The 12,716-nt window shown below is 69.6% G+C and carries 9 protein-coding genes; 5 read left to right on the top strand and 4 right to left on the bottom strand.

The annotated features are described in order from the left end of the window. Positions 1–8: 8 nt before the first annotated feature. From arcC to OHA77_RS07430, 4 genes are all read right to left on the bottom strand, one after another. Positions 9–944, bottom strand: a complete 936-nt coding sequence (gene arcC, locus OHA77_RS07445; RefSeq protein ID WP_406317018.1) for a carbamate kinase — start codon at positions 942–944, stop codon at positions 9–11. 218 nt (positions 945–1,162) lie between these two features. Beyond that, a complete protein-coding gene (gene argF, locus OHA77_RS07440) occupies positions 1,163–2,167 on the bottom strand; it encodes an ornithine carbamoyltransferase (protein ID WP_406317017.1) in 1,005 nt (334 codons plus the stop codon). 27 nt (positions 2,168–2,194) lie between these two features. Next, a complete protein-coding gene (locus tag OHA77_RS07435) occupies positions 2,195–3,439 on the bottom strand; it encodes an arginine deiminase (RefSeq protein WP_406317015.1) in 1,245 nt (414 codons plus the stop codon). Between the two features lie 21 nt (positions 3,440–3,460). Next, positions 3,461–4,882, bottom strand: a complete 1,422-nt coding sequence (locus OHA77_RS07430; RefSeq protein WP_406317014.1) for an amino acid permease — start codon at positions 4,880–4,882, stop codon at positions 3,461–3,463. A gap of 409 nt (positions 4,883–5,291) precedes the next feature. Between OHA77_RS07430 and pyrR the strand changes: the two genes are divergently transcribed. From pyrR to carB, 5 genes are all read left to right on the top strand, one after another. Further along, the gene (pyrR, locus tag OHA77_RS07425; RefSeq protein WP_326821395.1) at positions 5,292–5,861 is read left to right on the top strand and encodes a bifunctional pyr operon transcriptional regulator/uracil phosphoribosyltransferase PyrR; all 570 of its coding nucleotides are present in this window, start codon (positions 5,292–5,294) and stop codon (positions 5,859–5,861) included. After that, positions 5,858–6,790: an aspartate carbamoyltransferase catalytic subunit gene (locus OHA77_RS07420; RefSeq protein ID WP_184757485.1), complete on the top strand. Its 933-nt coding sequence runs from the start codon at positions 5,858–5,860 to the stop codon at positions 6,788–6,790. Before pyrR ends, OHA77_RS07420 begins: the two co-directional genes overlap by 4 nt. Beyond that, on the top strand, positions 6,787–8,082 hold the full coding sequence (locus OHA77_RS07415; RefSeq protein ID WP_406317012.1) for a dihydroorotase: 1,296 nt from the start codon (positions 6,787–6,789) through the stop codon (positions 8,080–8,082). Before OHA77_RS07420 ends, OHA77_RS07415 begins: the two co-directional genes overlap by 4 nt. A 127-nt stretch (positions 8,083–8,209) precedes the next feature. Further along, positions 8,210–9,385: a glutamine-hydrolyzing carbamoyl-phosphate synthase small subunit gene (gene carA, locus OHA77_RS07410; RefSeq protein WP_326821397.1), complete on the top strand. Its 1,176-nt coding sequence runs from the start codon at positions 8,210–8,212 to the stop codon at positions 9,383–9,385. Further along, positions 9,378–12,698, top strand: a complete 3,321-nt coding sequence (gene carB, locus OHA77_RS07405; RefSeq protein ID WP_406317011.1) for a carbamoyl-phosphate synthase large subunit — start codon at positions 9,378–9,380, stop codon at positions 12,696–12,698. Before carA ends, carB begins: the two co-directional genes overlap by 8 nt. Positions 12,699–12,716 lie beyond the last annotated feature (18 nt).

Raw genomic sequence — 12,716 nt, 5'->3', positions numbered from 1 at the left:
ACCCCGGATCAGAGGGTGCTGGCCAGCGGCCAGGTGGCGTTGGGGGTGACGATCGTGCCCCCCATGCCCTCCAGGATCCGCTCCGCCTCGTCCAGCATGCCGATCGCGGCCATGTCGCCGGTCGTCTCCACGAACCGGCAGGCCGCCTCCACCTTCGGGCCCATCGAGCCGGCCGGGAACTTCTCGGCGCGCAGCTGGTGGGGTGTGGTGTGGGTGATGTCCTCCTGCTGGGGGGTGCCGAAGTTCCTGGCCACCCGTGGCACGTCGGTCAGCATCATGAAGACGTCCGCCTCCAGCGCCTCGGCGAGCACCGATCCGGTGAGGTCCTTGTCGATGACCGCCTCGACGCCCTGGAGCCGGCCCTTCTCGTTGCGGATGACCGGGATGCCGCCGCCGCCCGCGCAGACGGTCAGGACGCCCTCGCGGACCAGGCGGCCGATCAGCCGGGTCTCCACAAGCCGCTGCGGGGTGGGGGAGGGCACGACCCTCCGCCAGTACCGCCCGTCCTGCTTGATCGTCCAGCCATACTCCTGGGCCAGTTTCTCGGCCTCCTCCTGGCTGTAGACCTCGCCGACGAACTTGGTGGGATTCTCGAACGCGGGGTCCACTGCGGAGACGAGCGTCTGGGTGACCAGCGCCGCGACCTGCCGTCCGGGCAGCGCGTTCTGCAACGCCTGGAGCAGCCAGTAGCCGATCATGCCCTGGGTCTCGGCGACGATCGTGTCGAGGGGGTAGGGCCTGGTCAGGTTGGGGTCCTGGGAGCTCTCCAGCGCCAGCACGCCCACCTGCGGGCCGTTCCCGTGCGTGATGATCAGCTCATGCCGTTCGGCGAGCCTGGCCAGTGACGTGACCGAGGCGCGGAGGTTGTTCTGCTGGATGTCGGCGTCGGGGCTCTGCCCCCGCCGGAGCAGCGCGTTTCCTCCCAGGGCTACCAGAACACGCATCGGTCGCTCCCCCGTGGTGGTGTGGTGTGGCATGGTGTGTGTGGTCTCGGTGTTCCAGGGTGGCCGGGCCTGCTCGTGCCTTGATGGTGTGGTGTGTGTGGTCTCGGTGTTCCAGGGTGGCCGGGCCTGCTCGTGCCTTGATGGTGTGGTGTGTGTGGTCTCGGTGTTCCAGGGTGGCCGGGCCTGCTCGTGCCTTGATGGTGTGGAGTGCACGGGTCTCAGTCCCCCAGGGTGGCCACCATGATGGCCTTGATGGTGTGAAGCCGGTTCTCGGCCTGGTCGAAGACGATCGAGCGCGGGGATTCGAAGACCCCTTCGGTGACCTCCAGCGCGTCGTGGCCGGTCTTCTCGAACAGTTCCTCGCCGACCTTCGTCTCCCGGTTGTGGAAGGCCGGCAGGCAGTGCATGAACTTGACTCCCGGATTGCCGGTGGCCCGCAGCACCTCCGCGTTGACCTGGTACGGCATGAGCAGTTCGATGCGCTCGTCCCACACCTCCCCGGGCTCGCCCATGGACACCCACACGTCGGTGTAGAGGTAGTCCACGCCCTTGACGCCCTCGGCCACGTCCTCGGTGATGGTGATCGTGGCGCCGGTCTTCCTGGCGAGGTCCCTGGCCGGGCCGACGATCGCCTCCTCGTCCGGCCAGAGGTCCCGGGGCGCGACCATCCGCACGTCCATGCCGAGCATCGCGCCGGTGACCAGCAGCGAGTGGCCCATGTTGTTGCGGGCGTCGCCGAGGTAGGCGTAGGAGATCTCGTGCAGGGGCTTGTCGCTGTGCTCCTGCATGGTGAGCATGTCGGCGAGCATCTGCGTCGGGTGCCATTCGTCGGTGAGGCCGTTCCAGACGGGCACGCCGGAGTAGGCCGCGAGTTCCTCGACATGGGCCTGTCTGCTCCCCCGGTACTCGATCCCGTCGAACATGCGGCCGAGGACCCGCGCGGTGTCCTTCACCGACTCCTTGTGGCCCATCTGGGAGCCGCCGGGGTCGAGGTAGGTGACGTGGGCGCCCTGGTCGTGGGCGCCGACCTCGAACGCGCACCGGGTGCGGGTCGAGGACTTCTCGAAGATCAGCACGATGTTCTTGCCGGCGAGGTGGGGGACCTCGCTCCCGGCGTACTTGGCGGCCTTGAGGTCGGCCGACAGCTTGATCAGGAACTTGAACTCCTCCGGAGTGAAGTCCAGCTCCTTCAGGAAGCTGCGGTTGCGCAGGTTGTATGCCATGTGTGTCCCCCGGGCCGGTGGAGCGGGTCAGATGCCGTCGCGTTCGAGTGGGCAGCTCATACAGCGGGGGCCGCCGCGGCCCCGGCCGAGCTCGCCGCCGGGGGTCGTGATCACCTCGACGCCGTTGTCGCGCAGGTAGTCGTTCGTGGTCGTGTTCCGTTCGTAGGCGACGACGACACCGGGTTCGACGGCCAGTACGTTGCAGCCGTCGTCCCACTGCTCCCGCTCGGCGGCGTAGACGTCCTGCGTGGGGGTGAGGACCTTGATGTCGTCCAGGTCGAGGGCCCGGGCGATGGCCTTGTGCATGTCCTCGGCGGGATGGTCGGTGATCTTCAGTTCCTTCTCCGTGTCACCGGGTTCGACCGTGTAGGAGGGCAGCATGCCCAGACCGGCGAACTTGGTGAACACCCCGACGTCCACGTTCGTCATGACGGTGTCCAGGTGCATGAACGCCCGGGCCTTCGGCATGTCCAGCGCGACGATCCGCTCTGCGGCGCCTTTGCTGAACAGGCTCCGCGCGAGCATCTCCACCGCCTGCGGCTGGGTGCGCTCGCTCATCCCGACCAGTACCGACCCCCGGCCGATGACGAGCACGTCGCCGCCCTCGATGGTGGCCGGCGCGGCGGCCAGCCCCCGCATCCAGACGTTGTAGCCGCCCTCGCCGGGCCGGTCGTAACCGGGGGCGAACATCGGGTGGTAGCGGTAGACGGCCTCGTAGTTCACGGTCTCGCGCTGGCGGGCCTTCTTCCGCATCGCGTTGACGGAGACGCCGTCGTAGATCCAGCAGGAGGTGTCACGGGTGAACATGTGGTTGGGCAGCGGCGGCAGGACGAAGCCGTCGGGCGGGAGCGTGTGGAACGCCAGGCTCTTGGGGTCGGTTCCCCTGTCCACCAGTTCGCGCTTGGTGATGCCCCCGACGAGGTAGAGGGAGAGCTCGTCGGAGTCCATCGCGTCCAGCACGTTGCGGAGGGCGTCGACGGCCATCGGCCCGAAGTACCGTTCGTCGACGACGTTGTCCAGGATGTACTTGCGGGCTTCGGGGATCTCCACCGTCTCGTGCAGCAGGTCGTCCAGCAGGTGGACGGTGATGCCCCGGTCGCGCAGCACCCGCTGGAACTGCTCGTGCTCCTCCAGCGCGCGTTGCACCCACAGCACGTCGTCGAAGAGGAAGTCGTCCTTGTTCGACGGGGTGAGCCGCTTCAGCGCCAGCTCGGGCTTGTACAGCAGGACCTGATGGAGCCTGCCCACCTCGGAGTCGACATGAAAGGTCATTCGCGTCTTCCTTCGTCGTTGTCAGAGCGGTCGGGGAGCCGGAGCCTCGTTCCTTGGGCCGTATTCGCCGCGTTTCGCCTTGGCCCAGATGTAGACCGGGATACCCACGAGCATCATCAGGAAGCCGATGAAGACCGCCTCCATGCCGGCGCCGTACGCCATCCAGAAGCCGAACAGGATCGCCACGGCGGTTATGGCCAGGTCACGGCCCAGGCGGGCCCCCTGCACCGTTCTGCCTCCGGTGGCCAGCCAGAAGAGCTGGGCGCACGCGGAGAAGAAGTAGGGGATGATCGTGGTGAAGGTGGCGATCAGCAGGATCTTGTCGAAGCCGTTGACCGTGCCGAAGTAGTTGTAGAGCGCGACCAGCGTGGTCAGCGCGGTGCCCATGACGATGCCCACCCACGGGGCGCCCCGGCGGTTCTCCCTGGTGAAGATCTGCGGGAACAGGCCGTCCCTGGCCGCGGCCATCGGCATCTCGGCCACCAGCATGGTCCAGCCGTTGATGGCGCCGATGCCGGAGACCACCGCGCAGGCCGCCATGACGCCGCCCCCGACGCCGCCGCCGAACATGTTGTTGATCGCGTCGGCGAACGGGGCGCTGGAGGTGGCGAGGGCGGCGTGCGGGACGGTGCCGAAGATGGCGACGGTGCTGAGCAGGTACATCGCGGCGCAGATCAGCACGCCGTAGACACTGGCCCGGCCGATGTTGCGCGCCGGATCCTTGATCTTCTCCGCCACGATGGTGACGCTCTCCACGCCGGAGTAGATGAACAGCGCCAGCGCGCCCGCGGTGGACAGGGCGCCGACCCAGTTGCCGTCGGTGGCGTTGAACGGGCCGAAACTGGCGCTCCTGACGAAGAAGAGACCGACCACGGCGACGAAGATCAGCGGGATGAACTTCAGCACGGTGGTGACCAGGGTGAACATGCCGATGTTCCGCACACCGCTCAGGTTGATCAGGGCCGGGATCCACAGGGCGGCGAGCGCCAGGGCCAGCTGGCCGGCGGCCGAGTCCCAGTGCAGGAAGTAGTTGGCGTAGTTGACCCAGACGACGGCGATCGCGGCGTTGCCGATCCAGGCGGTCAGCCAGAACGACCAGGCGTTCCAGAAGCCGGGAAACTCGCCGAAGGCGTCCTTGGCGTAGGCGTAGGGTCCGCCCGCGGCGGGCACCCGCGCGCCGAGCCTGCCGAAGACGACGGCGAGCGCGATGGCGCCGATCGACACCAGGCCCATCGCCAGGATGCCGACCGTGCCGTAGGCGGCGAGGGAGGCGGGCAGCAGGAACACCCCCGTGCCCACGATGTTGCCGACGACGAGCGAGGTCGCCGCGGGGAGGCCGAGCTTGCCGTGCTCGGCCGCCAGGGTCGCCGCCGCTCCGTCGCGAAGTGCGTCCTCCTCCGCGGCGATCCGTCCCCGCGGAGGCTCGCCAGAAGATTCCTCCATCTCGCCCCCCGGCACAGGTCCCCCGTGTCACCCGGGTCCATGGGTGATATCGATGAGTTCCCCGAGGTCAGAAGGTATGAAACTCCCTTTAACGGCTCAGATGTCACCCGGCTTCCCCTGCTTCGTGGACCCTGGGACGCGCCCGGGGCCGGGGCATGGTGACGGCGGGGCCGGAGTTCGGTCACCACCGGCCGTGCCCCGGCGGTCCTGCACCACGTCCGGGGCGGCATGAGTTTGCCGATCAATGATCTACACCGGCCATGGAGTACTGTATGTAGACCTATGTCCTGGTTTGTCATCGTTACGGAATCAAGAGACCGATTCCGGCGTGCCGCCGTACGGCTGCTAACGTGAGGGCGTTGACTTCCTTTAAGACCCGTCCTGTGAGGCGGGAAAGGTGGTGTTTTCTTTGACTGATGCGATTTCGCATGCCCGCGGCAGCGTCCGTGCGGTCCTCGAGGGACCTGACATCAACCGCGCGCTGATCCGCATCTCCCACGAGATCCTTGAGCGCACCAAGGGCGCCGAGGACATCGTCCTTCTCGGGATCCCCACCCGGGGCGTGCACCTGGCCCGCCGGCTGGCCGCCTACGTCAAGCAGTTCGAGGGCCGTTCGGTGCCCGTCGGATCCCTTGACGTGACGATGTACCGCGACGATCTCCGGCTCCGTCCCGCCCGCGCCCTGGGTCGCACCGAGCTGCCCGCCGACGGCATCGACGGCAGGGTCGTCGTCCTCGTCGACGACGTCCTCTACTCCGGCCGCACGGTCCGCTCCGCGCTCGACGCGCTCAACGACCTGGGCCGCCCGCAGGCCGTCCAGCTCGCCGCCCTGGTGGACCGCGGTCACCGCGAGCTGCCCATCCGGGCCGACTACGTGGGAAAGAACCTCCCGACCTCCAAGTCCGAGATCGTCAAGGTCTACCTGGAGGAGAACGACGGCCGCGACGCGGTCCTGCTGCTGAAGGAAGACGACAAGTGAAGCGGCATCTGATCTCGGCGGCCGACCTGAGCCGTGATGACGCCCTGCTCATCCTGGACACCGCCGACGAACTGGCGAAGATCTCGGAACGTTCCATCAAGAAGCTGCCGACCCTGCGCGGCCGTACCGTGGTCAACCTCTTCTTCGAGGACTCCACCCGGACCAGGATCTCCTTCGAGGCCGCGGCCAAGCGCCTGTCGGCGGACGTCATCAACTTCTCCGCCAAGGGCTCCAGCGTGTCCAAGGGCGAGTCGCTCAAGGACACCGCGCTCACCCTGGAGGCGATGGGCGCCGACGCCGTCGTCATCCGGCACGGCGCCTCCGGCGCGCCGCACCGGCTGGCCGGCTGGGTGCGCGGCAGCGTCGTCAACGCCGGCGACGGCACCCACGAGCACCCCACCCAGGCCCTGCTGGACGCCTTCACCATGCGCCGCCGCCTCGGCCCGCTGGACGGCAGGAGGGTCACCATCGTCGGCGACGTGCTGCACAGCCGGGTGGCCCGCTCCAACGTGCTGCTGCTGAGCACGCTCGGCGCCGAGGTGACCCTGGTCGCCCCGCCCACCCTGCTCCCGGTGACCGTGGACTCCTGGCCCTGCGAGGTCTCCTACGACCTCGACACCGTGCTGCCGAAGTCGGACGTGGTCATGATGCTGCGCGTGCAGCGCGAGCGGATGAACGCGGCGTTCTTCCCCACCGAGCGGGAGTACAGCCGCCGCTACGGCCTCGACCGCGACCGCGTCGCCAAGATGCACGACGACGCCATCGTGATGCACCCCGGCCCGATGAACCGGGGAATGGAGATCGCGGCCGAGGTGGCCGACTCTCCGCGCTCGACGATCGTCGAGCAGGTCGCCAACGGTGTGACCACTCGCATGGCCGTCCTTTACCTGCTGCTTGGCGGCGCCGACCTCGGGGGAGAGATCCAGTGACCAGCATCGTCATCAAGGGCGCGAGAATCATCGGCGGCGAGCCGGCCGACATCCTGATCCGCGACGGCCTCGTGGCGGAGATCGGACAGGGGCTGAGCGGCGACGAGACGGTCGACGCCCGCGGCCTCATCGCCCTGCCCGGCCTGGTGGACCTGCACACCCATCTGCGCGAGCCCGGCCGCGAGGACGCCGAGACCGTCGCCACCGGCACCCGCGCCGCCGCCCTGGGCGGCTACACCGCCGTGCACGCCATGGCCAACACCGAGCCGGTCGCCGACACCGCGGGCGTCGTGGAGCAGGTCTGGCGGCTGGGCCAGGAGGCCGGCCACTGCGACGTGCGCCCGGTCGGGGCCGTCACCGTCGGCCTCCAGGGTGAGCGGCTGGCCGAGCTCGGCGCGATGGCCGACTCCGCCGCGCGGGTCCGCGTCTTCTCCGATGACGGCAAGTGTGTCTCCGACGCGGTGCTCATGCGCCGCGCGCTGGAGTACGTCAAGGCCTTCGACGGGGTGGTCGCCCAGCACGCCCAGGAGCCGCGCCTGACCTCCGGCGCCCAGATGAACGAGGGCGCGGTCTCCGGCCGGCTCGGCCTCACCGGCTGGCCGGCGGTCGCCGAGGAGGCGATCATCGCCCGCGACTGCCTGCTCGCCGCGCACGTCGGCTCCCGCCTGCACGTCTGCCACCTGTCCACGGCGGGTTCGGTGGAGATCGTCCGCTGGGCCAAGTCCAAGGGCTGGGACGTCACCGCCGAGGTGACCCCGCACCACCTGCTCCTCACCGACGACCTCGTCGAGGACTCTCCCGTCGGCTCCTACAACCCGATCTACAAGGTGAACCCGCCGCTGCGCACCCGCGCCGACGTGGCGGCGCTGCGCGAGGCGCTGGCCGACGGCACGATCGACTGCGTCGCCACCGACCACGCCCCGCACCCGCTCGAGGACAAGGAGACCGAGTGGGCCGCCGCGGCGATGGGCATGATCGGTCTGGAGACGGCGCTGTCGGTGGTCCAGGAGGCCATGGTGGAGACCGGGCTGCTCGACTGGGCCGGTGTCGCCGAGCGCATGTCCGCCGCCCCGGCCAGGATCGGCCGGCTGGAGGGCCACGGGCAGCCGATCGAGGTCGGCGCCCCGGCCAACATCACCCTCTACGACGCCGCCGTCCGCGCCGAGGTGGACCCCGCGGGCTACGCCTCCAAGAGCCGTAACACGCCGTACGAGGGCAGATCCCTGCCCGGCCGCGTCGTGGCCGTCTTCCTGCGTGGCCGGCCGACCGTCCTGGACGGAAAGCTCGCGTGACGGCACTCACCCCCAGGCGCGGCCGGGCCGTGCGCGGGGGCGTCCCACATCGTGGAGGCCCGCCTCTCCGATGTGCCGGATATTTCATACTTTGCGGAGCAATGACCGAGACGATCGGGGTGTTTGAGTGACCGCAGTGCTTGTGCTGGAAGACGGCCGTGTCTTCCATGGGATTCCCTACGGTGCCGAGGGCGAGACCTTCGGCGAGATGGTCTTCAACACCGGGATGACCGGTTACCAGGAGACGCTCACCGACCCCTCCTACCACCGCCAGATCGTCGCGATGACCGCGCCGCACATCGGCAACACCGGGGTCAACGACGAAGACCCCGAGTCCTCGCGCGTCTGGGTCGCGGGCTACGTGGTCCGCGAGCCCGCGCGCGTCTCCTCCAACTGGCGCGCCGACCGCTCCCTCGACGACTACCTCAAGGGGCAGGGCGTCGTCGGCATCGCCATCGCCGGCACCCGTGCCCTCACCCGCCATCTGCGCGAGCGCGGCGCCATGCGCGCCGGAGTCTTCTCCGGAGGGGCGCTCGCCCCCGTCGAGGAGCTGCTGGAACGGGTACGGCGCAGCCCCGCGATGGAGGGCGCGGACCTGGCCGAGGCGGTCTCCACCGCCGAGCCGTACGTCGTCCCGGCGATCGGCGCCAAGCGGTTCACCGTCGCGGCCGTGGACCTCGGCATCAAGGCGATGACCCCGCACCGGATGGCCGAACGCGGCTGCGAGGTGCACGTCCTGCCCGCCTCCAGCACCGCCGCCGACATCCTCGCGCTCAACCCCGACGGAGTGTTCTTCTCCAACGGCCCCGGCGACCCGGCCACCGCCGACGGGCCGGTCGAGGCGCTACGCGGCGTCCTCGACTCCGGCACGCCGTTCTTCGGCATCTGCTTCGGCAACCAGATCTTCGGACGGGCCCTCGGCCTGGGCACCTACAAGCTGCGCTACGGCCACCGCGGGGTCAACCAGCCGGTCCAGGACCGCCGCACCGGCAAGGTGGAGATCTCCGCGCACAACCACGGCTTCGCCGTACAGGCCCCCCTGGAGGGGCGCTTCGACACGCCGTACGGCCCGGCGGAGGTCAGCCACGTCAACCTCAACGACGACTGCGTCGAGGGGCTGCGGCTGGTCGACCGTCCCGCCTTCAGCGTCCAGTACCACCCCGAGGCCGCGGCCGGCCCGCACGACTCCGCGGGGCTGTTCGACCGGTTCTGCGCGTCGATGGAGCAGGCGAGGGGACGCGTCCGCGCAGCGGGTGAGGAGCCGAGCGCGACCATGAGCACAGAGGAGAGCAAGGGTGCCTAAGCGCACGGACATCCAGTCGGTCATGGTGATCGGCTCCGGCCCGATCGTGATCGGGCAGGCCTGCGAGTTCGACTACTCGGGCACCCAGGCCTGCCGCGTGCTGCGCGCCGAGGGCTACCGCGTGATCCTCGTCAACAGCAACCCGGCGACGATCATGACGGACCCCGAGTTCGCCGACGCCACCTACGTCGAGCCGATCACCCCGGACATCGTCGAGAAGATCATCGCGAAGGAGCGCCCCGACGCGCTGCTGCCCACCCTCGGCGGGCAGACCGCGCTGAACACCGCGATCGCCCTGCACGAGGCCGGCGTCCTGGCCAAGTACGACGTCGAGCTGATCGGCGCCGATGTGGCGGCCATCCAGGCGGGCGAGAACCGCGAGCTGTTCAAGGGCATCGTGGCCAAGGTCGCCGCCGAACGCGGCCTCAACGCCGAGTCGGCCCGCAGCGTCGTCTGCCACACCATGGACGAGTGCCTGGCCGCCGTGGGCGAGCTGGGCTACCCGCTGGTGGTACGCCCCTCCTTCACCATGGGCGGTGTCGGCTCCGGCTTCGCCTACGACGAGGAGGGCCTGCGCCGCATCGCCGGGGCGGGCCTGGACGCCTCGCCGACCACCGAGGTGCTCCTGGAGGAGTCCATCATCGGCTGGAAGGAGTACGAGCTGGAGGTCATGCGCGACAAGGCCGACAACGTCGTCATCGTCTGCTCCATCGAGAACATCGACCCGATGGGCGTGCACACCGGCGACAGCGTCACCGTGGCCCCCGCCCTGACGCTCACCGACCGCGAGTACCAGAACATGCGCGACGTCGCCATCGCGGTCATCCGCGAGGTCGGCGTGGACACCGGCGGCTGCAACATCCAGTTCGCCGTGGACCCGCGCACCGGCCGCATGGTCGTCATCGAGATGAACCCGCGCGTCTCCCGCTCCAGCGCCCTGGCCTCCAAGGCCACCGGCTTCCCGATCGCGAAGATCGCCGCCAAGCTGGCCGTCGGCTACACCCTGGACGAGATCCCCAACGACATCACCAGGGAGACCCCGGCGTCGTTCGAGCCCTCGCTCGACTACATCGTGGTCAAGGTGCCGCGCTTCGCCTTCGACAAGTTCCCCGGGGCCGACCAGACCCTGACGACCCACATGAAGTCCGTCGGCGAGGCCATGGCCATCGGCCGCTCCTTCCCGGAGGCTCTGCAGAAGGCGCTGCGCTCGCTGGAGAAGAAGGGCGCCGTCTTCACCTGGGCCGGGGAGCCGGGCGACAAGGACGCCCTCCTCGCGGCCTGCCGCACCCCGCACGACGGGCGCCTGTTCACCATGCAGCAGGCCATCCGCGCCGGGGCCACGCCCGAGGAGCTGTTCGAGGCCACCGCGGTGGACCCGTGGTTCGTGGACCAGCTGTTCGCGATCGACGAGGTCGCCGCCGAGCTGCGCAAGGCGCCCCAGCTCACCGCCGAGGTGCTGGCGAGGGTCAAGCGGTACGGTTTCAGCGACCTGCAGATCGCCGAGCTGCGCGACATGACGGAGCCGAGGGTGCGCGACCTGCGCCACGCCCTGGGCGTCCGGCCGGTCTACAACACCGTCGACACCTGCGCCGCCGAGTTCGCCGCGCAGACGCCCTACCTCTACTCCACCTACGACGAGGAGACCGAGGTCCCCTACGGCGATCGCCCCAAGGTGCTCATCCTCGGCTCCGGGCCGAACCGGATCGGCCAGGGCATCGAGTTCGACTACGCGTGCGTGCACGCCTCCTTCGAGCTGTCGGCGGCCGGATTCGAGACCGTCATGGTCAACTGCAACCCCGAGACGGTCTCCACCGACTACGACACCTCCGACCGCCTCTACTTCGAGCCGCTCACCCTGGAGGACGTCCTGGAGGTCGTCCACGCCGAGCAGCAGACCGGACCGGTCGCCGGCGTCATCGTCCAGCTCGGCGGTCAGACCCCGCTCGGCCTCGCCCAGGCGCTCAAGGACGCTGGGGTCCCGGTCGTCGGCACCTCTCCGGAGTCGATCCACCTGGCCGAGGAGCGCGGCGCGTTCGGCCGCGTCCTGGCGGAGGCCGGGCTGCCCGCGCCCAAGCACGGCACCGCGGTGACCGTGGACGAGGCGCTGGCGATCGCCGAGGAGATCGGCTACCCGGTCCTGGTCCGGCCCTCCTACGTCCTCGGCGGCGCGGGCATGGCCATCGTCTACGACGACGAGACGCTGACCACCTACATGTCCAGGGCGGGCGCGGCCAGCGACCACCCGGTGCTGGTGGACAAGTTCCTCGACGAGGCCGTCGAGATCGACGTGGACGCGCTGTTCGACGGCGAGGAGCTCTACCTCGGCGGGGTGATGGAGCACATCGAGGAGGCCGGGATCCACTCCGGCGACTCGGCGTGCTCGTTGCCCCCGATGACGCTCGGCAGCCACGACATCAAGCGCATCCGCACCGCCACCGAGGCCATCGCCCGCGGGGTGGGCGTGCGCGGCCTGCTCAACGTGCAGTACGCGATGTCGGCCAACATCCTCTACGTGCTGGAGGCCAACCCGCGTGCCAGCCGTACGGTGCCGTTCGTCTCCAAGGCCACGGCGGTGCCGCTGGCCAAGGCGGCGGCCCGGGTGATGATGGGGGCCACGGTGGCCGAGCTGCGCGCGGAGGGCATGCTCCCGGCCGAGGGCGACGGCGGCACGCTGCCGCTCGACGCGCCCATCGCGGTCAAGGAGGCGGTGCTGCCGTTCAACCGGTTCCGGGGCGTCGACACCATCCTGGGCCCGGAGATGCGCTCCACCGGCGAGGTCATGGGGATCGACGAGTTCTTCGGCACGGCTTACGCCAAGTCGCAGGCCGCCGCCTACGGCTCGCTGCCGACCAAGGGGCGGGCGTTCGTCTCGGTGGCGAACCGGGACAAGCGCGCCATGATCTTCCCGGTCAAGGCGCTCGCGGACCTCGGTTTCGAGATTCTGGCCACCGAGGGAACGGCAGAGGTGCTGCGCCGCAACGGCGTCCATGCCAAGATCGTGCGAAAGCAGAGCGAGGGAACGGGCCCCGAGGGTGAGCCGACCATCGGCCGTCGCATCCTGGATGGCGAGGTGGATCTCATCGTGAACACGCCCTTCGGCAGCCCCGGCCAGTCCGGGCCGCGGCTGGACGGCTACGAGATCCGCACCGCCGCCGTGCTGCGGGGCATCCCCTGCATCACGACGGTCCAGGGACTCGCCGCCGCCGTCCAGGGCATTCAGGCCATCGTCCGCGGCGACATCGGCGTACGGTCGCTCCAGGAGCACGGCGAGCGGCTCAGGGGACGGATGAGCGGAGTGGCCGGTGAAGGATGAGCCGTCCGCGGAGCGAAT

Origin of the sequence: Streptosporangium sp. NBC_01639 (genome assembly GCF_045209755.1) — a bacterium.
GTDB lineage: Bacteria > Actinomycetota > Actinomycetes > Streptosporangiales > Streptosporangiaceae > Streptosporangium.
The sequence above is the reverse complement of the archived record's forward strand: the minus strand, read 5'-3'. Positions and strand labels throughout refer to the sequence as shown.